Source organism: Sporosarcina sp. FSL K6-1540 (assembly GCF_038620285.1).
Lineage (GTDB): Bacteria > Bacillota > Bacilli > Bacillales_A > Planococcaceae > Sporosarcina > Sporosarcina psychrophila.
The window spans coordinates 340,485-360,218 of the sequence record NZ_CP152018.1 but is presented as its reverse complement, the minus strand read 5'-3'; the positions used below and the strand labels follow the sequence as shown (position 1 = coordinate 360,218).

Here is a 19,734-nt window from a genome sequence, read left to right as displayed (position 1 = left end):
ATCTAACCCGCGGTAAAGGTATTGTGATCATTTCGTCCAAAGCGAGTCGGAAATGTACACGTGTAAATGTGAATTTTTATGCTTTTCTGAAAGATGATTCATGTGAGAAAATGGTTAATCAACAAACTTGGATTGATAATAAATAAAACCGGATTAGCCTCCTGTTAAGAAAAGAGGGTCCGGTCATTATTTCATACGGGAATTTGATTTCTTTCGGCGCAGTTTACTCATCATCATTTTGCCAAATGTAGTAACAACTAAATAAGCAGAAAGACCAATGCCACTCAGTGCAGTGACAAGTGAGATCCATTCAAAAAACGTGTAGCTGGAAAATTGCCTCCAGCCAAAAGGGGATTCCCAGTCTTCAATTACGAGATTCATACCATAAATTCCTGAAATGACGGTGAAAATAGTGAGAATGAAAAGAAGCATGTTCATCTTGTCGGAAGCTTGATTTTCTTGGCTTTTGTACAGTTCGTGCAAAGTTGTATTCACTTCTTTGTAAAGACAATCAATATTGAATGCTTGTCGGAACATAAGCGAGAGCTCTTTTCCTTCCGAACGTGTACTTACTTCCTGAGAATAATAGCCGGCTGAAAATAGCGTGATGAACTTAATCAGTGATTTTACATACTCCTCATCTTTTTCCCATTCGATTTGACTATATTCGAAAGACATTCGAAGTAACATTATCTTATAAAAGTAATGGAGAAGAAAGTTATAATAATGAGTACCCATGTATTGTGAAAGTTCCCTGCTCATATCCTTAGGAAGGCAGTTTGTAACAGTTACAAATGCATGCTCAGTTGTAACTGTATACGTGTTTGGGGCCCATCTATCATGAAGTGACTGATTCAGAGAACGCTGAATATAGTTTGGATTATTAGCGGATATGAATAGCTGGCCATTAGGTAATCTACCGTCCAAAGCACCCATTCGATACAATTGATCATCTGTGATGAGAGAATCTTGCTGGCAGAAAAGGAAAGCGGTTGTATACATCCTCTCATCTTCAAAGTAAGGCAGAGAGCCGGAATAGCCGTTCGACTTATCATCATGCAATATGAATTTTTCCAAAAAAGGACATAGATATTCAAAAAGTAGATGTCGAATAGATAAGTGATTTCCATTTTCGGGGCAGATAATTACCATCCCTTGTTCCTCTACTAACTGAGGTTCGACTGCTCTGAAATGATGCATGAAATCAAGAACGTCTGCTAGTTCATGGTCCTGGTTATCTAATTGAACTTTGACAGTTAAAAAAGCAATGTCGAAAGGGCCGAGTATTATATCGACGCTTTGGATAACGAAAGACATATTTATAGTTCTAAGTTTGTATTCAAAGCGTTTCATGATAGACTTTGTAAATCTGTGAAATCCATTTTCGTCTAACGAAGTGGGAAAGAGTTTGTCTTCGATATAGGGTAGAAAATACTGTTTAAGTTCTTTGCCAGTAACAGAGATTTCATCTTCGTTAACGCTACCTTCACTTAAAGACTTGTCTATCTGAAAAAAAGCGTAGTCATTTGCCTTAAGTGTTAGCGCAAGGTCATCCTTTCCCATACTGTCATATCTTATAGGAAGAGTAAATGACATATGCGAATGATGAATATCCAGTTTATTAATTGGAATTGTTAACTGCATTTTCACTCATCCTTCATCAATTGAAATTTTGGCTTTTCATGGTACAATATAGCGAATAAAGGAGGGCTTTGATTGGGAAAAAAGAAAGTAATTTATTTGGACCCGGATGACCGTAAATGGACAATGGAAGACCTCGGACTTAGTTGGGAATCGATTGGTAATCTGTTGGAAGATAAAAAAGAAATCGAAGGCATCTTTCTTATGAAAAATGGAAAGATCCGCAATATAGTAGAACTGCCCAATCACTGCAAAATCTGCCTTGATCCATTAGATTATAATGACGAACACGATTCCATATTTTGCCCATCGTGCGACGAATGGCGTGAGAGCTCTTGTAGTGATCCAACTTGTGAATATTGCCTAGCACGGCCTGCGAAACCGTCTAATTGTAAATAACACTTACAACTCTTTTCCCTCAATTGGGAGAAGAGTAAACATAATGACTGTATATACGTCATGGAATTGCCACATATTGAATAGGGCGCTGTTTGGACAAGGCGCTCCGTTTGAAATAGGGCGATTTTTTTGTTAGTCTTGATAAGGATTGTGCAGGCGGTTGTCCTGGCACAAAAGAATTAGTGGAGGGGTTATTTAATGATTAACCGTATGGTAGGTAAGCAAGCACCAGATTTCGCATTGGATGCGGTACTAGCAGATAAGTCTTTTGGAAAAGTAAGCCTTCAAGAAAATATGAAAAACGATAAATGGACAGTATTATTCTTTTATCCAATGGACTTCACATTCGTGTGTCCAACGGAAATTACAGCAATGTCTGATCGTTATGATGAATTCGAAGATTTGGATACAGAAATTATCGGTCTATCTACGGATACAATCCACACGCACCTTGCGTGGATCAACACAGACCGTAAAGATAATGGCTTAGAGCAGTTGAAATATCCACTAGCAGCAGATACTAACCACCAAGTTTCACGCGACTATGGTGTGTTGATTGAAGAAGAAGGTATCGCACTACGCGGCCTGTTCATCATCAACCCTGAAGGTGAACTTCAATACCAAACAGTATTCCACAACAATATTGGCCGTGATGTTGACGAAACATTGCGTGTGCTTCAAGCTCTTCAAACTGGCGGACTTTGCCCGGCTAACTGGAGACCTGGTCAGAAGACACTATAAGTAACAGTTGAATTTTTACCAAATGAAGTCCCCGTGCATATATTAGCAGTGGGGATTTTTTTGAAAAACGAAGGAGGAAAAAGCATGAAACTACGTGATCAATTACCTGAACTTACAGGTGCAACAGCATGGTTGAATGGAGAAAGAACAAAAGAGGAATTGGTCGGTGAAAAACCAACTCTAATCCATTTCTGGTCTGTTAGCTGTCACTTATGTAAGGAAGCAATGCCTGAAGTCAATGAATTTAGAGACAAATACAAAGAAGATTTAAACGTCATCGCAGTTCATATGCCACGTTCTGAAGACGATTTAGATCTAGTTGAAATCAAATCAGTAGCAGCTGAACACGACATTACTCAACCGATTTTTGTCGATAGTGAAGCGACACTAACGGATAAATTCGATAACCAATATGTTCCGGCTTATTATGTGTTTGATAAAGACGGCCAGTTACGTCACTTCCAAGCAGGCGGCGGGGGCATGAAAATGCTTGAAAAGCGCGTTAACCGCGTACTAGATGAAATGAAAAAAGAGTAAAGAATCAGCCCGATTGCGCATTCGCGACATCGGGCATTTTTAATTGTTTAGGAAATAGTAAAACCACGTACTGTTGTAGATAAGTTGTATTATAGAGATTTTACATCTAGGCCCAAGACCCACACGATGTTGGTCATGCAGTGGGGAGGGATTGAATAGCATCTCTTCCTTATTGCGACAGGATGTACTAGTGAGGACGTCGCCACAGGACGTGGCGCCTTTAGACGATAGATGGATATTTGAGCGTGCTAATTCAGTGTGATACACTAATCGAATCCAGTAAGTGGATAGGGGAGGGTGCTCTATGAAAAAGGAATTTGCGGTAATTGGCTTGGGTCGTTTTGGTGGGAGTATTGTAAGAGAACTAATTGAGCTCGATGCTGATGTTATGGCTATCGATATTTCATCAGAAAGAGTGGATGAGTATGCTCACATTGCTACACAAGCTGTAGCGGCCGATACGACTGATGAGTCTGTTCTCAGGTCAATAGGCATCCGCAACTTCGAACATGTAGTCGTTGCAATTGGAGAAAATATCCAAGCAAGTATTTTGACAACACTTATGTTGAAGGAAATTGGTGTGAAAAAAATAACAGTGAAAGCTCAAAATGATTCCCATGAAAAAGTGTTGCGTAAAATTGGGGCAGACCAGGTAGTACACCCTGAACGCGATATGGGGATTAGAATTGCGAACAATATGGTATCGAATAATATACTCGATTATCTTGAACTGTCAGATGAGTATTCCATTGCGGAAATAAAGGCGAATGATAAACTCGTTGGATCAACATTAATAGATTTGGACATTAGGGCCAAATATGGTGTCAATATTGTTGCCATCAAACGAGGTAAGCATATACTTGTATCTCCTCAAGCAATTGAAAAAATCCGACTTGAAGATATCCTGATTGTCATTGGATCGGATGAGGAAATCCATAAGTTTGAAAAGAAAGCACTGCATTAATGAATCACGTCTGTTGATTAATCATTTACTTGCATGAAATACTGGTGAGTAGGGCTTGAAGACCTTCATTTTCACTGCACTATTTTCGGCCCGCTTTCGACTAACTATTCATGATAGATTTACTGAGGGGTCCGAGTGTGGTAGAAGTGACTTCGTCACTTCTACCACACTCTTTTCAGTAATACTATTGGGAATAGTTGCCTGTCGCGTACCTACAATGTTCAAGTGAAAAATGCAGTCGTTTGGAAGAAAAGAATAGATTATATTCTATGGAGAGTGTCAGTGCCCGGAGATGCAATTTCGGGCACTCTATTACGTTGTACAATGCGTTCCTTGCTTACTTTTAGCAAAGAGTATGCATGTAATCATGTGAACCTTTATAGAAAGTATCAGCCGCCAAAATTGCATCTTTGGCGGCTTTTATCCAGCTAAGAAGCACAAGCTATTCTTTCGTCCCAAAAAGCTTCAGCAATACGTGTACTTATCCATTTGGAGCGCGACGGATGAAGGACCACCATACGATTACCGAAAAGACTGTGTAGGGATGCGACAAAGTCGCATCCCTACACAGTCAGACATCCCGTTAATTGTTTAGAAGTCATTCAATCCAAAGCAATCGGAAAATGCAACTATACACGTAGCGCCCAGTAGGTAATCATGTTATTCACTAGTTACTATTAGGTTTATCAACAGATGTGTTAATGAATAAAAAAACCGTAAACGCTTATAGGCGTTTACGGTTTTTAGCTTTGTTAAACTTCCATGATAACAGGAAGCACCATTGGTTTACGTTTCGTTTTATCGTATAAATACGGTCCGAGAACATCAATGATTTCACTTTTCAATGCATCGAAATCTGAGGGCGAGCTTGCAAGCTTGCGCTGCATCTGTTTGGATAACATCTGTTGTGCTTCGTGAATCATTGCACCAGATTCACGCATATAAACGAATCCACGAGAAATGATATCTGGTCCTGAAACGACACGATTGCGTTTTAGATCTACAGTTGCTACAACAATTACAAGACCATCTTCAGACAAAATTCTGCGATCACGCAGAACGACGCTGCCGATATCCCCGATTCCGCTTCCGTCAATATAGACATCACCAGAAGGAATCCGACCAGCAAGGTGCGCTTCATCTTGTGTAAGAGCGAGTACATCGCCATTCCCCATGATGAATGTGTTCTCTCGAGGAACATCACAAGAGACAGCAAGATCAGTATGGATTTTCAACATTCTATACTCACCGTGAATCGGCATGAAGAATTTTGGTTTGATCAATCTGATCATCAATTTTTGTTCTTCCTGCGAACCGTGACCGGAAGTATGGATATTATTTAAAGAACCATGGAGCACATCAGCACCTGCACGGAATAGTGCATTAATAGCTTTATTGATGCTAAGTGTATTGCCTGGAATCGGTGAAGACGAGAAAATTACCGTATCGCCAGGATGGATTTGAACTTGTCTATGCGTACCGTTTGCAATACGAGAAAGTGCAGCCATCGGTTCACCTTGACTACCTGTACAAAGAATTAATACTTTGTTGGCCGGCAGCTTATTCAATGATTGGGTATCGACAAATAATTCTTTCGGTGCATCGATGTAACCAAGTTCTCGACCGATTGTAATGGCATTGTCCATACTGCGGCCAAATACCGCAATTTTACGACCCAATACCTGGGCAGACTCAATTACTTGTTGCAGTCTATGAATATTTGATGCGAATGTCGCGAATATAATACGGCCTTCAACTTTTCTGAAAATCTCATTCAAGCTGTCGCCGACTTTTCGTTCAGACATTGTGAAGTTAGGGATTTCAGCATTTGTACTATCTGATAACAGACAAAGTACGCCTTCGCTACCGATTTTCGCCATCTTCGTCAAGTTTGCTGGTTCCCCAACTGGTGTGAAGTCGAATTTGAAGTCACCCGTGTGAACAATATTACCGGAAGGTGTTTTAACTACAACACCGAATGCATCTGGAATACTATGTGTAGTCCGGAAAAATGATACCGCTGTCTTACGAAACTTGAAAACGTCATCTTCACCAAAAGGAATCAACTTCGTAGTCCGTAACAGACCATGCTCTTCTAGTTTGTTACGCAAAAGTCCAAGTGCAAGTTTTCCGCCATATACTGGCACGTTAATTTTACGAAGAAGATAAGGAATACCACCAATATGATCCTCATGGCCATGTGTAATGAATAGGCCTTTAATCTTGTCCACATTACGTTCAAGGTATGTGTAATCTGGAATGACATAGTCGATACCGAGTAATGCGTCATCAGGGAACTTAATACCAGCATCAATTAGAATAATTTCGTCTTGAAATTGTACACCATATGTGTTTTTACCGATTTCACCTAGTCCGCCTAAAGCGAAAACGGCAGTTTCATTGTTTTTGATAGATTTCATACTTAAACCTCTTCAAGCTCGAAATAGGGTGCAGCCTGTTCGTATTCAAGATGAACACCTTCAAGAAGTTGGATAAATTCGATGTTAAAAGCACGATCTTTCAACTTCGCACGGACTGACCTTTCCGAGTCCGCCTCGATGTACATGCTTTTCGTATTTTCACGGACTGGTATTTGAAGCAAGTTATCTTGATAATAGATTTTATAAATCATCGTTTGCTCTCCTTTTTACGTTCGTTTGAACTGATTCTCTTTATATTAGCATGACACCTCTTTAAAATAAAGAAAAGCCCACCAATTTGATGGCGGACTTAACATAATTAAGCGATAGTTTTTTTTCCGAGTATGCCATTTAGCCGTTTCAACCATTTTCGTTTTAGGCGTTTGTACATGGCGACATCACTCCTCGAAATCATTATACTATATTCAGAACATTGTGTCAAGCGGGATTTTCGGCATAGCCGAAATATCCATCCGTTATTTAAAAGCGTAGTCGAAAGATCCAAGTAATCACCAGTAACATGGGGGGAGGGGGTTGTATCAGCTACTGCCCTTCAAATTGAGACAGTAGCTGGTACCACACACTTGGCACCATACTACAAACTGAACAAACTCTAGGAGCATGTAGGATATAAAGATTCCGTTCAACTTCGCTCTGTTTACACAGAAAACATTTCAATCGCGAACAAGTGGGGTGGCACCGGGAATATCCTTAAAAGGTACTTCTTTATCAATATGGTCATAGAACATGACACCATTCAAGTGATCAAGTTCGTGTTGAAAAGCAATAGCGGCAAGTCCTTTCAATCTTTTTTTGAATTCATGGCCATCGGGATCATAGGCTTTAATTGTAATCCGTGCATAACGAGGTACATATCCTTCTACATCGCGATCTACTGACAGGCAGCCTTCACCTGAAGGAAGATAGGTTTTTTCGATAGAGTGACTGACGATTTTTGGATTAACAGCAATAAAACTAATTGCTTGTTGAACATCATCTGTAATATGGAGTGCAAATATTCTTTTCGATTTATCCAATTGTGGTGCGGCTAGGCCGATTCCAGGGCGGAGGTCGAACTTTTCACTCAGTTCGGAATCTTGACTATTTATAACGTACCCCATCAAATCCTCGCAAAGTTTCCGGTCAACATCGGACAATGGGAAACTTAATTCTTCGGCTCGTTTGCGGAGAGCAGGGTGTCCTTCCCTAACAATATGTTCCATTAAAATCATCGTGCAATCTTCCTTTCGGTTTTACTCTATTCAATAGTATAAACGAATGTGAATAGGGGTGGAAGAAATTGAACGCGAAGTTGAATAGTGAAATATAAAACGTTATAGTGTAGAGGGAAATTGGAGGTCGGCAATTTTGAAGAAATCTATCATTGGATACATATTAGCGGTAACTTTGGTGCTCTCAGGGTGTAGTTCTGACTCGACGATTAAAACGCAACTGTCAGCTACTATAACAAAGATGAATAATGCCGAACAAGCATATAAGGATGCGCAAGCTGAATTGACGGAGCTTGAAAAATCGGAACAGGAATTATTCAATCAGACGATGGAGTTGACGCACCAACAGTTAGGTGAGCTGAAAATAAAGGTAGCTGAGCTTGAAGAATTGCTGGGACAACGACTTACTCATATAGAAGGAGAAGAAAAGTCCATAAGTAAAGCAAGCAAATCCGTGGACGAACTCGATGCAATCATTGAACAAACAGATGGAACTGTTGAAAAAAGTATAGAAGAACTGAAAGAAGCTGTAACTAACCGATATGAGCTCCATTCAGCCTTTGTTGTTGAATATAAAAAACTTACCAGTCTTCAAGAGGAGTTATACGGAATGCTTGTTGCTGAGGAAGTTGAACTAAAGGAACTTAAGGATAAGGTCGGCGAAGTGAATGAACAGAATGAGTTAGTCCATACAGCAGTTATCTCTTTTAATGATGCGACGGTCAAAGTGAATGTGTTAAAGGACGACACTTTCTCTAATTTACAGAAAGAAGAATAAGCAGTAGTGAGGCAGTAGAGTTAATTCTATGCTTTTTTCTATAAATATAAAGTGCGGGAAAATGGTATTCTATTATAATACAGACGTCTTATTGTGCTAATACAGTTTGGTAATGACAATCAATTCTAATAGCTATTATCTGCAAAGGTACATGCGATTACTATGTTTGACCATTCAGTTCTGATTAGATATACTGTGAAGGGAATAGATTGTACCAATCAATACACTAATGGTTCATAATACAGTTATAAAGGAGAGTTGCCGAAATGGCTGCCAAAAAAGACAAGCAGTTCGATCCGGTGGAAACACTTCACGCGATTGAAGAAAAGTTTGAAATGTTCCAGATCTTGAACGAAGAAGGCGAAATCGTTAATAAGGATGCAGATCCGAATTTATCCGATGAAGAACTCATTGAGTTAATGACTCGTATGGTATATACACGTATTTTGGATCAACGTTCAATTTCGTTGAACCGTCAAGGACGTCTAGGATTCTATGCACCGACAGCGGGGCAGGAAGCTTCACAACTTGCTTCACAATTTGCACTTGAGAAAGAGGATTTCATCCTTCCAGGTTATCGTGACGTTCCACAAATGTTATTCCACGGATTACCGTTATCAACGGCATTTTTATGGTCACGCGGCCATTTCCAAGGTGGTAATATTCCAGAAGGCGTCAACGTATTCCCGCCACAAATCATTATCGGTGCACAATATATTCAAGCAGCAGGCATTGCACTTGGCTTCCAAAAACGAGGAACGAAAGCAGTTGCTATGACATACACAGGTGACGGTGGTACATCGCAGGGTGACTTCTATGAAGGGATTAACTTTGCAGGAGCATATCGTTCTCCAGCAATCTTCATCATTCAGAATAACCAATTTGCTATTTCGACTCCACGTGACATGCAAACAGCTGCAAAAACGCTTGCACAAAAAGGTATTGCAGCAGGTATACCAAGTGTTCTTGTTGACGGTATGGACCCTCTTGCGGTGTATGCGGTTACACGTGACGCACGCGAGCGCGCAATCAATGGCGATGGACCAACACTAATCGAGGCGCTTTGCTACCGCTACGGGCCACATACTATGGCAGGAGACGATCCTACGCGTTACCGTACTTCAGAAACAGACAGCGAGTGGGAAAAACGCGATCCGTTAATCCGTTTCCGTACATACCTAGAAGCAAAAGGTATCTGGAATGAAGAACAAGAAAACGTAGTAATTGAACGCGCTAAAGAAGAAATTAAAGAAGCAATCAAAATAGCTGATGCAGCTCCTAAACAAAAAGTAAGCGATTTTATCAACATCATGTACAAAGGCGACCTGCCATACAACTTGCAGGAACAGCTAGCCATTTACACAGAGAAGGAGTCGAAGTAACCGATGGCACAAATGACGATGATTCAAGCAATAACTGATGCTCTACGTACGGAGCTGAAAAATGATGAAAACGTCCTCGTCTTCGGTGAAGACGTTGGAAATAACGGAGGAGTCTTCCGTGCAACTGAAGGCTTGCAAAAAGAATTTGGCGAAGTGCGTGTATTCGATACACCGCTTGCAGAATCTGGTATTGGTGGACTAGCAATCGGGTTGGCATTCACAGGCTACCGTCCAGTTATGGAAATTCAGTTCTTTGGTTTCCTTTATGAAGTAATTGACTCAGTTAGTGGTCAACTTGCGCGCATGAGTTTCCGTAGTGCAGGTCGTTTCAATGCACCTGTTACAATCCGCTCACCATTCGGAGGCGGCGTAGCAACACCTGAGATGCACGCTGATAGCCTTGAAGGTCTCGTAGCTTCACAGCCTGGTTTGAAAGTAGTTATCCCTTCAACTCCATATGACGCGAAAGGGTTACTGATTTCTGCAATCCGCGACGACAATCCGGTCATCTTCCTTGAACATATGAAACTGTACCGTTCATTCAGACAAGAAGTTCCTGAAGAAGAGTACACGATTCCACTTGGGAAAGCGGATGTGAAACGTGAAGGGAAAGACCTTTCAATTATCACGTACGGCGCAATGGTTCACGAAAGCTTGAAAGCGGCTGAAGAGCTTGAAAAAGAAGGCTTCTCTGTAGAAGTTATCGACTTGCGTACAATTCAACCAATGGATATCGAAACAATCATTGCATCTGTTGAAAAAACAAACCGTGCAATCGTTGTACAAGAAGCGCAGAAACAAGCAGGAATCGCTGCGAATATCGTAGCTGAAATTACAGAACGCGCAATTCTAAGCCTTGAAGCACCTGTTCTTCGCGTAACTGCACCGGATACTATTTATCCATTTGCGCAAGGTGAAAATGCTTGGCTTCCGAATGCGAAAGATATTATTGAAACAGCTAAAAAAGTATTGACGTTCTAAAAAGGTATCAATTAAGAAAGGGTGAATCACGTGGCATTTGAATTCCGTTTACCAGATATCGGAGAAGGAATCCATGAAGGTGAAGTCGTAAAATGGTTCGTCGCTAAAGGCGATAAGATCAATGAAGATGACATACTTCTTGAAATCCAAAACGATAAAGCAGTTGTGGAAATTCCATCACCGGTTACGGGTACTGTTGAAGAAATACTCGTTTCCGAAGGAACAGTTTCAGTCGTAGGGGATGTATTGATTCGCTTCGATGCACCTGGTTATGAAAATGTGAAATCTGAAGAGGATGACAACGCAGAAACTGAAGCACAAGTTCAAGCAACAGCTGAAGCGAGTCAACCGATTGAAAAAGAAGAGGCGCCTAAGGAAGAAGCAACTACAAAAGTAGCTGCCCCGACTGCAAGTGTGCAAGCACAAACAGACGTCGATCCGAATCGCCGCATTATTGCAATGCCTTCCGTGCGTAAATTTGCGCGTGAGCAAGGTGTCGAAATTCAGCAAGTTGCAGGATCAGGCAAAAACGGCCGCATCTTGAAAGAAGATATCGAGTCATTCAAGAATGGTGGACAAACACAAGCGGCAACTCCAGCAGTGGCGGATCAAGATGGTCAAGCTGAAAGCGTTGCACAAGAAACTTCAGCTCCGGCTCCAGTTCATCTTGAAGGCGATTTCCCTGAAACACGCGAAAAAATGTCTGGAATCCGAAAAGCAATTGCAAAAGCGATGGTCAATTCAAAACACACTGCTCCGCATGTTACGTTGCTTGACGAAGTGGATGTTACCGAACTCGTTGCACATCGCAAAAAGTTCAAAGACATTGCTGCAGAAAAAGATATCAAACTGACGTATTTGCCTTATGTTGTAAAAGCACTTGTTTCGACATTGCGTGAATTCCCAGCGTTCAATAGCTCACTCGATGATGCTACACAAGAAATTGTTCAGAAGCATTATTACAATATTGGTATCGCTGCGGACACTGACCGTGGACTTCTTGTTCCGGTTATCAAGCATGCAGACCGTAAATCAATCTTCGCAATTTCTGATGAAATCAATAGCCTTGCAGTAAAAGCACGCGATGGTAAATTATCACCTGCTGAAATGAAGGGTGCTTCTTGTTCCATCACGAATATTGGGTCTGCAGGAGGGCAATGGTTTACACCTATCATTAATCATCCTGAGGTTGCAATTCTTGGGATTGGTCGTATCGCAGAAAAGCCAGTTGTGAAAAATGGTGAAATTGTAGCGGCACCTATGTTAGCATTGTCATTGGTATTCGATCACCGGATGATCGACGGCGCTACTGCACAACACGCGCTGAATCACCTTAAGAGATTGCTCGCAAATCCGGAACTTTTATTAATGGAGGCGTAAACAATGGTAGTAGGAGACTTTCCAATCGAAGTAGATACACTTGTCGTAGGTTCTGGACCGGGAGGGTATGTCGCAGCAATCCGTGCGGCACAATTGGGCCAAAAAGTAATCGTTGTTGAAAAAGGCGATATTGGTGGCGTGTGCTTGAACGTAGGATGTATTCCTTCTAAAGCGCTAATTGCTGTTGGACATCGTTATGCCAATGCAAAAAATTCCGATTCAATGGGAATTACAGCAACAGAAGTGAAACTAGATTTCACTAAAGCGCAAGCGTTCAAAGATAGCGTAGTCAGCAAGTTGACTGGCGGAGTTGCAGGACTTCTTAAAGGCAACAAGGTTGATTATGTTCAAGGTGAAGCTTATTTCGTCGATAGCAACACAGTACGTGTGATGGACGAAAGTTCTGCGCAAACATATAAATTCAAAAATGCAATCATTGCAACGGGTTCACGTCCGATTGAAATCCCGACATTCAAATTTACGAAACGCGTTATCAATTCAACAGGTGCTTTGAGTCTTACAGAATTACCGGGTAAACTTGTCGTTATCGGTGGCGGTTATATCGGTACTGAGCTAGGATCTTCATATGCAAATCTTGGATCTGAAGTAACGATTATTGAAGGCGGCAATGACATTCTTGCAGGTTTTGAAAAACAAATGACACAAATCGTTAAAAAAGGCTTGAAGAAAAAAGGCGTCGAAGTTGTTGTTAAAGCGTCTGCAAAAGGCGTTGAAGAGACAGCTACTGGCGTTACAGTTACATACGAAGTAGGCGGAGAAGAGAAGAAAGTCGAAGCTGATTACGTACTTGTTACTGTAGGTCGTCGTCCAAATACGGATGAAATCGGATTAGAAGAGATGGGCATCAAGTTCCTTGAGCGTGGTCTTATCGAAGTCGACAAACAATGCCGTACAAGCATTCCAAATATCTATGCAATCGGTGATATCGTTCCAGGACTTCAGCTTGCACACAAAGCTTCTTATGAAGCTAAAATTGCAGCAGAAGCAATTTCAGGCGAGAAGTCTGAAGTTGACTACTTGGCGATTCCTGCCGTTTGTTTCACTGATCCTGAACTTGCAGCTGTTGGCTTGAACGAGCAACAGGCAAAAGAAGAAGGTTATGAAACAGTAGTAGGGAAATTCCCGTTTGCAGCTAATGGACGTGCACTTGCACTTGATGCTTCTGAAGGTTTCGTCAAACTTGTATCACGTAAAGAAGACGGGCTTCTACTTGGAGCACAAATTGTGGGTGAAAGTGCATCAGATATGATCGCTGAACTTGCACTTGCAATCGAAGCAGGAATGACGCTTGAAGATGTTGCAATGACAATTCATGCTCACCCAACATTGAGTGAAATTTCAATGGAAGCGGCTGAAGTCGCTTTAGGTAAACCAATTCATATGATTACGAAATAATTTTCTAGAGTCAGTGATTAAGACCGTCTATGAGGTAGCAAGATATCCTCGTAGATGGTTTTTTTAGTTTGAATCGGACTATGAAACAGGTATGTGGATCCGTGTGACCTAGCTTTTTCTGCCTTTTGTTTGCAGGTTTAGTAGATGGGGATGAAGAAGAGTGTCAGTGGAGTAACGGGGGAGGCATTCAAATGGAATGGAAAACAAAAATAACGGAACTGCTCGATATCAATTATCCAATCATTCAAGGGGGACTCGCTTACTTGGCTTATGCCCAACTTGCTGCTGCCGTCTCGGAAGCAGGTGGACTTGGACAAATTACGGCAATGAGTTTGGATTCAGCAGATGCACTGCGCGTTGAAATTAAAAAAGTGAAAACGCTGACTGATAAACCGTTCGGCGTGAACTTTGCGATTGGACAACATGGACGTCCATATGCCCATATGGTGGAAGTTGCTCTGGAGGAAGGCGTTACAGTAATGTCGGTAACGGGTGGGAATCCCGCGCCATTTTTTGCCCAACTTCAAAATACCAACGTTAAAAAGCTTGTGCTAGTTGCTGCAAAAAGGCAGGCTCAGAAAGCGGAATCACTCGGAGCTGATGCAGTTATGGTTGTTGGACAAGAAGGTGGGGGACATCTTGGGCGTGACGATATCGGAACGATGGTACTTGTTCCACAAGTTGTCGATGCTGTTTCAATCCCAGTTATTGCATCCGGTGGTATCGGGGATGGTCGCGGTTGGATGGCCGCTCAGGCATTAGGCGCCGAGGGGATTGAGATGGGAACAAGATTCATTGCGACGAGAGAGTGTGTCCATGCATCTCAAGCTTATATCAATCTACTTCTTGCAAGTAGTGAAACCGATACGACTGTTATTAAAAGAACACTAGGAGCACCCGCTCGAGCATTAACGGGAAGTTGGACGAAGAAAATAATTGACATGGAAGTTAAAAATGCTGATTATGAAGCGATGAAAGATTTAATCAGTGGCGAAGCGAATCGCCGTTTTATTCATGATGGAGATGCCAATAATGGTTATGGATGGGCGGGTCAGGTTGCTGGGCTTATTAACGATGTACCATCCGTTGCAGAATTAGTTGAGCGTATGGTGAATGAGGCGGAAACAATTCGTAAAAGATGGAACTAAAGAGAGTAAAGGGAGCGAATTAGCATGGATTATAATTATCCAATTAGGCATGATTGGTCGACCACAGAAATTATCGCAGTAGCGGCATTTTATGAGGCGGTTGAAAAAGCATATGAATCAGGAATTGCAAGAGAAAAACTGATGGAGGCATATCGGGGATTCAAAAAAGTGGTTCCTTCCATGGCGGAAGAAAAAACATTGTGCAAGGAATTTGAGGAAGCGAGCGGTTACGTCTGTTACCGTGTTGTTCAAATGGCGAAAGATACAAGTGGTGAAGAAATAATAAAAGGAATGCCCTCGCGTTAAGCGGGAGCATTCCTTTTATCTAAAGCTAAGAAGTATAAGGTTTTCACCTGGAACAGTATCTAGACTCCAGCGCCTAGCCCCACACGACGTGGGTCATGCAGTGGGGAGGGATTGAAACTGCATCCCTCCTTGTTGCGACAGGATGTCGCGATCCTAAGCTGCTTTCCCCTGTCGCTTTAGTCCTTAAGTTAAAGGCAAAGAGCGCCTTTCTCTTAAGGTCTTCCAGCGCTTGTCGGGTCTACCAAGGCGCTTACGCTTTTATTGTTTATTAATGACTACATCATAAACAGGTAGCAGTTGGTCAAAAGTCTCTTCTGCAAATGCCATGAATTCTTCGGTGGAAAGTTTAATGGCGTCTTCACGTGGTAAATGCCGACCGACAAGGAACTCCGCTTTTTTGACAGTTTGTAACCGCTCTAGAAGTTGTTCGAGTCCAACGTCTCCCGCTTGCTCGATAGTTGTAGCTTCGGGTTTCATATGATCGCCAGAAACGATATAAGTACCAGGGAGGCTAGTTAAAACATCCAATTTGCTATCTAGACGCTCGGCAATCCCTTTTTTATCTGAATTCTCATAAATTACCGCTAAAATAATGAATAAATGTGATCCCCATAAGCCAATCTGAAAGTGAGGCAATGCTTTGTAGCCACGTTTAGCAGGTGCGAAGGCGACCCAACTGTCATTTGGTGGATTTACTGTCCGTCTTGCGTGTTTTGCGACATGTGGAAAAAACTCATCAGTCCCATGTGCTGAAAGGCGGTCCGCAAAATGCATACCTAGAGTTCCGAACTTGGGCTGGATTCGATTTTGCAATGCTTCCATCCGCTTTTCTAGCCCTTCAATTGAAAATACATCAAAATCATCTTTTTCCCAAAAAAGACCAACCATTTTCATTACCCCCAATTACATTTACACGTTTATCATAACAGAAAAAGGGGAACAATCTTTAGTAACAAGGCTTATAACTAGAGCGAACTCTGGTCGTAGCATATTTTAAGTATAACTAACGGAAAATTTGGACTATATACTGAAAAAGGGGTGTCAACTATGAAACAAGTCGTCCATGTTATTCGCAAAGCCGATGTAGAGAAAGAATATGTGAAGCTACTTAACCTAGAACTCGATTATGAACTTGCAACACTTTTCGATGCTGTGCAAGAAGATGATGCAAAGCAAAAAATGAAAAGCAAGCATAGGCTTATGGAAATTCACCGTGAGCTGGAGATACTTAATGGCTTCGCATGATTCTGATTGTCGGACCAGAAAAGGCATCCATACACATCCTTTAGAAACAGGGATAGTGTAATGGGATGCCTTTTTCGATATAGTGTACTATAGATAGTCGTTTGGAAGGGGTGGCTTTATGAAGTGGGGAATTATTGATCGTTATGCAAAGTCGTTGATAAAAGAAGCGGGTCATAAAATTCGCGTGTCTTTTTTCAATCAAATCGATATCGATACAAAATCGAGTGCGAATGACCTTGTGACAAATATTGATAAAGAAATCGAACAATTCTTCATCAGCAGGATTAAAAGAGATTTTCCTGACCATAAGATTCTCGGTGAAGAAGGATTTGGCGATGTTGTTCAGACGCTTGATGGGGTCGTTTGGATGCTTGACCCAATTGACGGAACGATGAATTTCATCCACCAAAAACGGAACTTTGCCATCTCTCTCGGAATATATGCAGAAGGCGTCGGTATGCTTGGTTATATTTATGATGTAATGCGCGATGATTTTTATCATGCTGCTAAAGATGAAGGGGCTTATTTCAATGATGAACGGCTACCGCAATTGGAGATTACACCACTAGAAGAAGCCGTTATTGGTATTAATGCCAGTTGGGTGGCTCCGAATCACTTCGTTGACAACGAAAAAATTATTGAACTGATTAGAACGTGTAGAGGGACAAGATCATATGGCTCGGCAGCGCTCGAGTTGGCGTATGTCTCTTCAGGTAGGTTGGATGCATACATGTCTATGAGGCTGTCGCCATGGGATGTTGCTGGGGGCATTGTTATTGCGCAGGAGGTCGGTGCAGTTGCAACAAACATGAAAGGGGATTTCCCGCACCTTCTTGGGCAGGATACATTTATAGTCGCGAGGCCTGGATTGCATCAAGATATTGTGACAAACTATATTGACCTAAAACAATAAAAAAAGGACGTTACAGGCATCGAATACTACGATTACCATGAAACGTCACATTTGAAAAGAATGTTATTAAAGTAGGCCTTGTTCTCTATATTTCTTTTTTGTTTTAAATCCGTTACCCATAATTAGAATCAATGCAACGATGGCTACAATCGCAATCGTGGGGCTGCTCATACCGACTGCAACGCCGATTGCACACATTGAAGCGATAGCGGCAATGGAGTAAAAAACGAAAATCCATTTGATGTTTTTCAAAAAAATACCTCCATCTACAATTAAATGTTTTCGAATTATCTTTACATGTGCTATAATAACACAGTTAATCAACCGAAAAAAGAATAATGGAGTGAAATCATGACTAAACTTAGAAGTGACTTACGTAACATAGCAATTATCGCCCACGTCGACCACGGAAAAACGACGCTTGTCGATCAACTTTTAAAACAATCGGGAATCTTCCGTTCTAACGAACAAGTAGATGATCGTGCAATGGACTCAAATGAAATTGAACGTGAACGCGGAATTACGATTCTTGCAAAGAATACAGCAATTGAATATAAAGATACAAAAATCAACATTTTGGATACACCAGGTCACGCAGATTTCGGCGGAGAAGTGGAACGTATCTTGAAAATGGTAGATGGTGTAATTCTTGTTGTCGACTCATACGAAGGGTGTATGCCACAAACGCGTTTCGTACTGAAAAAAGCGCTTGAGCAGAACTTGAAACCAATCGTTGTCGTTAATAAAATTGACCGTGAATTTGCACGCCCGGAAGAAGTAGTTGATGAAGTTCTTGAATTATTCATCGAACTTGATGCGAATGATGAACAACTTGAATTCCCAGTTATTTATGCATCAGGATTCAACGGTACTGCAAGCTTATCACCAGACGTTTCAACACAAGAAGAAACGTTGCGTGTACTATATGACGCAATTCTAGAACATATCCCTGCTCCAATCGATAATAGAGACGAGCCTTTACAGTTCCAAGTATCACTTCTTGATTACAGCGATTATGTTGGCCGTATCGGTATCGGACGGATTTTCCGTGGAACGATGCAAGTCGGACAGTCGGTTGCCGTTATAAAACGTGATGGTACTGTCAAAAACTATCGTGTTACGAAAATGTCTGGATTCCTTGGTTTGAAACGCGTTGATATCCAAGAAGCTTTCGCAGGAGATCTTGTTGCGGTATCTGGAATGGAGAACATTGACGTTAGTGAAACAATTTGTCCGGCAGATCATCTGGAAGCACTTCCAGAGTTGTTCATTGACGAACCAACGTTACAAATGACATTCCTTGTAAACAATAGCCCGTTTGCAGGTAAAGAAGGTAAATGGGTAACGTCAAGAAAAATTGACGAACGCCTTCAATCACAATTGCAAACAGATGTATCTCTTCGTGTAGATCCAACTGATTCGCCTGATGCATGGACTGTTTCAGGACGCGGAGAGCTTCACCTTTCTATTCTTATTGAAAACATGCGCCGTGAAGGATTTGAATTGCAAGTTTCGAAACCAACAGTAATCGTGAAAGAAGTAGATGGTGTTCGTTGTGAGCCTATCGAACGTTTACAAATTGATATTCCTGAAGAGCATACAGGCTCTATTATCGAGTCGATTGGTGAGCGTAAAGGCGAAATGCTTGATATGATCAACAATGGTAATGGACAAGTTCGTCTAATATTCAATGTACCTGCGCGTGGATTGATTGGTTATTCAACTGAATTCCTTACATTGACAAGAGGTTACGGAATTATGAACCATACGTTTGATTCTTACCAGCCAATGGCAAAAGGTAAAGTCGGCGGCCGCAGAAACGGTGTTCTTGTTTCAATGGAGAACGGTACAGCTACGCCTTACAGCATCATGCAGCTAGAAGACCGCGGTATTATGTTCGTTGGTGCTGGAACTGAAATCTATGCTGGGATGGTTGTTGGTGAAAATACGCGCGAAAGCGATTTGACAATCAACTTAACAAAAGCTAAACAAGCGACAAACGTACGTTCAGCTTCTAAAGACCAAACAGTTACAACTAAAAAACCACGTATTATGTCGCTTGAAGAAGCGTTACAATATCTGGGTGATGACGAGTATTGTGAAGTGACGCCAGTATCGATCAGACTTCGTAAGAAGATACTTGATAAAAACGAACGCGAACGTGTTCAGAAAAAGAAATAATCGCTGTTTAAACATAAGTGATCTTAGTAAAAGAAAGCATCTTGAGTGCCTTACCTCATACAGGTCTAGT

Annotated in this window: 20 protein-coding genes; 14 read left to right on the top strand and 6 right to left on the bottom strand. The window is 41.5% G+C overall.

The genetic code is table 11. The features are described from left to right. Positions 1-186 precede the first annotated feature (186 nt). The gene (locus MKY15_RS01720) at positions 187-1,644 is read right to left on the bottom strand and encodes a hypothetical protein (protein ID WP_342538808.1); all 1,458 of its coding nucleotides are present in this window, start codon (positions 1,642-1,644) and stop codon (positions 187-189) included. Between the two features lie 72 nt (positions 1,645-1,716). On the opposite strand from MKY15_RS01720, the gene MKY15_RS01715 reads away from it, so the two are divergent. From MKY15_RS01715 to MKY15_RS01700, 4 genes are all read left to right on the top strand, one after another. Further along, positions 1,717-2,040: a hypothetical protein gene (locus MKY15_RS01715; protein WP_067211620.1), complete on the top strand. Its 324-nt coding sequence runs from the start codon at positions 1,717-1,719 to the stop codon at positions 2,038-2,040. Positions 2,041-2,238: 198 nt separating this feature from the next. Continuing rightward, a complete protein-coding gene (locus tag MKY15_RS01710; RefSeq protein WP_067211617.1) occupies positions 2,239-2,781 on the top strand; it encodes a peroxiredoxin in 543 nt (180 codons plus the stop codon). Between the two features lie 84 nt (positions 2,782-2,865). Next, on the top strand, positions 2,866-3,318 hold the full coding sequence (locus MKY15_RS01705) for a TlpA disulfide reductase family protein (RefSeq protein WP_187045470.1): 453 nt from the start codon (positions 2,866-2,868) through the stop codon (positions 3,316-3,318). 304 nt (positions 3,319-3,622) lie between these two features. Then, on the top strand, positions 3,623-4,282 hold the full coding sequence (locus tag MKY15_RS01700) for a TrkA family potassium uptake protein (protein ID WP_067211613.1): 660 nt from the start codon (positions 3,623-3,625) through the stop codon (positions 4,280-4,282). A 752-nt stretch (positions 4,283-5,034) separates the two neighbouring features. Here MKY15_RS01700 and MKY15_RS01695 read toward each other — a convergent pair. From MKY15_RS01695 to def, 3 genes are all read right to left on the bottom strand, one after another. Then, entirely contained in the window at positions 5,035-6,702 is a 1,668-nt protein-coding gene (locus MKY15_RS01695; protein WP_187045469.1) for a ribonuclease J, read from the bottom strand. 2 nt (positions 6,703-6,704) lie between these two features. Further along, positions 6,705-6,914 carry a DNA-directed RNA polymerase subunit epsilon gene (locus MKY15_RS01690; protein WP_067211608.1) on the bottom strand — a complete coding sequence of 70 codons (210 nt, stop codon included), beginning with the start codon at positions 6,912-6,914 and terminating at the stop codon, positions 6,705-6,707. Positions 6,915-7,376: 462 nt separating this feature from the next. Beyond that, complete coding sequence (gene def, locus MKY15_RS01685; RefSeq protein ID WP_067211605.1) at positions 7,377-7,934, bottom strand: peptide deformylase; 558 nt, start codon at positions 7,932-7,934, stop codon at positions 7,377-7,379. Positions 7,935-8,070: 136 nt separating this feature from the next. Between def and MKY15_RS01680 the strand changes: the two genes are divergently transcribed. The 7 genes from MKY15_RS01680 to MKY15_RS01650 all read left to right on the top strand — a co-directional run bounded on the left by MKY15_RS01680 (position 8,071) and on the right by MKY15_RS01650 (position 15,325). Next, positions 8,071-8,712, top strand: a complete 642-nt coding sequence (locus MKY15_RS01680; protein ID WP_342538807.1) for a YkyA family protein — start codon at positions 8,071-8,073, stop codon at positions 8,710-8,712. 266 nt (positions 8,713-8,978) lie between these two features. Beyond that, a complete protein-coding gene (gene pdhA, locus MKY15_RS01675) occupies positions 8,979-10,094 on the top strand; it encodes a pyruvate dehydrogenase (acetyl-transferring) E1 component subunit alpha (protein WP_067211600.1) in 1,116 nt (371 codons plus the stop codon). Positions 10,095-10,097: 3 nt separating this feature from the next. Further along, positions 10,098-11,075 carry an alpha-ketoacid dehydrogenase subunit beta gene (locus tag MKY15_RS01670; RefSeq protein ID WP_187045468.1) on the top strand — a complete coding sequence of 326 codons (978 nt, stop codon included), beginning with the start codon at positions 10,098-10,100 and terminating at the stop codon, positions 11,073-11,075. 30 nt (positions 11,076-11,105) lie between these two features. Then, positions 11,106-12,455, top strand: coding sequence for a dihydrolipoamide acetyltransferase family protein (locus MKY15_RS01665; RefSeq protein ID WP_342538806.1), 1,350 nt, complete (start codon positions 11,106-11,108; stop codon positions 12,453-12,455). 3 nt (positions 12,456-12,458) lie between these two features. After that, the gene (lpdA, locus tag MKY15_RS01660; RefSeq protein ID WP_067211592.1) at positions 12,459-13,871 is read left to right on the top strand and encodes a dihydrolipoyl dehydrogenase; all 1,413 of its coding nucleotides are present in this window, start codon (positions 12,459-12,461) and stop codon (positions 13,869-13,871) included. Positions 13,872-14,062: 191 nt separating this feature from the next. Next, positions 14,063-15,019 carry a nitronate monooxygenase family protein gene (locus tag MKY15_RS01655; protein ID WP_342538805.1) on the top strand — a complete coding sequence of 319 codons (957 nt, stop codon included), beginning with the start codon at positions 14,063-14,065 and terminating at the stop codon, positions 15,017-15,019. Between the two features lie 24 nt (positions 15,020-15,043). Next, positions 15,044-15,325, top strand: a complete 282-nt coding sequence (locus MKY15_RS01650; protein WP_342538804.1) for a UPF0223 family protein — start codon at positions 15,044-15,046, stop codon at positions 15,323-15,325. Between the two features lie 258 nt (positions 15,326-15,583). Here the strand turns inward: MKY15_RS01650 and MKY15_RS01645 are convergent, their stop codons facing one another. Continuing rightward, positions 15,584-16,213, bottom strand: coding sequence for a DUF1054 domain-containing protein (locus MKY15_RS01645; RefSeq protein WP_342538803.1), 630 nt, complete (start codon positions 16,211-16,213; stop codon positions 15,584-15,586). A 159-nt stretch (positions 16,214-16,372) separates the two neighbouring features. Between MKY15_RS01645 and MKY15_RS01640 the strand changes: the two genes are divergently transcribed. After that, positions 16,373-16,570 carry a hypothetical protein gene (locus MKY15_RS01640; protein ID WP_067211583.1) on the top strand — a complete coding sequence of 66 codons (198 nt, stop codon included), beginning with the start codon at positions 16,373-16,375 and terminating at the stop codon, positions 16,568-16,570. A 118-nt stretch (positions 16,571-16,688) separates the two neighbouring features. Next, on the top strand, positions 16,689-17,483 hold the full coding sequence (locus MKY15_RS01635; protein WP_067211581.1) for an inositol monophosphatase family protein: 795 nt from the start codon (positions 16,689-16,691) through the stop codon (positions 17,481-17,483). 66 nt (positions 17,484-17,549) lie between these two features. Here the strand turns inward: MKY15_RS01635 and MKY15_RS01630 are convergent, their stop codons facing one another. Further along, positions 17,550-17,735 (bottom strand): YlaF family protein, encoded by a 186-nt coding sequence (locus tag MKY15_RS01630; protein WP_067211578.1) that lies wholly within the window; start codon positions 17,733-17,735, stop codon positions 17,550-17,552. A gap of 99 nt (positions 17,736-17,834) precedes the next feature. Here MKY15_RS01630 and typA point away from each other — a divergent pair, with 99 nt between their 5' ends. Then, complete coding sequence (typA, locus tag MKY15_RS01625) at positions 17,835-19,664, top strand: translational GTPase TypA (protein ID WP_067211576.1); 1,830 nt, start codon at positions 17,835-17,837, stop codon at positions 19,662-19,664. Positions 19,665-19,734: the final 70 nt, after the last annotated feature.

Excerpts from the sequence above, each read along its gene's own strand:
- MKY15_RS01720 (WP_342538808.1), bottom strand. The coding sequence starts at position 1,644 with ATGCAGTTAACAATTCCAATTAATAAACTGGATATTCATCATTCGCAT.
- MKY15_RS01710 (WP_067211617.1), top strand. The coding sequence starts at position 2,239 with ATGATTAACCGTATGGTAGGTAAGCAAGCACCAGATTTCGCATTGGAT.
- MKY15_RS01705 (WP_187045470.1), top strand. The coding sequence starts at position 2,866 with ATGAAACTACGTGATCAATTACCTGAACTTACAGGTGCAACAGCATGG.
- MKY15_RS01700 (WP_067211613.1), top strand. The coding sequence starts at position 3,623 with ATGAAAAAGGAATTTGCGGTAATTGGCTTGGGTCGTTTTGGTGGGAGT.
- MKY15_RS01695 (WP_187045469.1), bottom strand. The coding sequence starts at position 6,702 with ATGAAATCTATCAAAAACAATGAAACTGCCGTTTTCGCTTTAGGCGGA.
- MKY15_RS01690 (WP_067211608.1), bottom strand. The coding sequence starts at position 6,914 with ATGATTTATAAAATCTATTATCAAGATAACTTGCTTCAAATACCAGTC.
- def (WP_067211605.1), bottom strand. The coding sequence starts at position 7,934 with ATGATTTTAATGGAACATATTGTTAGGGAAGGACACCCTGCTCTCCGC.
- pdhA (WP_067211600.1), top strand. The coding sequence starts at position 8,979 with ATGGCTGCCAAAAAAGACAAGCAGTTCGATCCGGTGGAAACACTTCAC.
- MKY15_RS01670 (WP_187045468.1), top strand. The coding sequence starts at position 10,098 with ATGGCACAAATGACGATGATTCAAGCAATAACTGATGCTCTACGTACG.
- lpdA (WP_067211592.1), top strand. The coding sequence starts at position 12,459 with ATGGTAGTAGGAGACTTTCCAATCGAAGTAGATACACTTGTCGTAGGT.
- MKY15_RS01655 (WP_342538805.1), top strand. The coding sequence starts at position 14,063 with ATGGAATGGAAAACAAAAATAACGGAACTGCTCGATATCAATTATCCA.
- MKY15_RS01650 (WP_342538804.1), top strand. The coding sequence starts at position 15,044 with ATGGATTATAATTATCCAATTAGGCATGATTGGTCGACCACAGAAATT.
- MKY15_RS01645 (WP_342538803.1), bottom strand. The coding sequence starts at position 16,213 with ATGGTTGGTCTTTTTTGGGAAAAAGATGATTTTGATGTATTTTCAATT.
- MKY15_RS01640 (WP_067211583.1), top strand. The coding sequence starts at position 16,373 with ATGAAACAAGTCGTCCATGTTATTCGCAAAGCCGATGTAGAGAAAGAA.
- MKY15_RS01635 (WP_067211581.1), top strand. The coding sequence starts at position 16,689 with ATGAAGTGGGGAATTATTGATCGTTATGCAAAGTCGTTGATAAAAGAA.
- typA (WP_067211576.1), top strand. The coding sequence starts at position 17,835 with ATGACTAAACTTAGAAGTGACTTACGTAACATAGCAATTATCGCCCAC.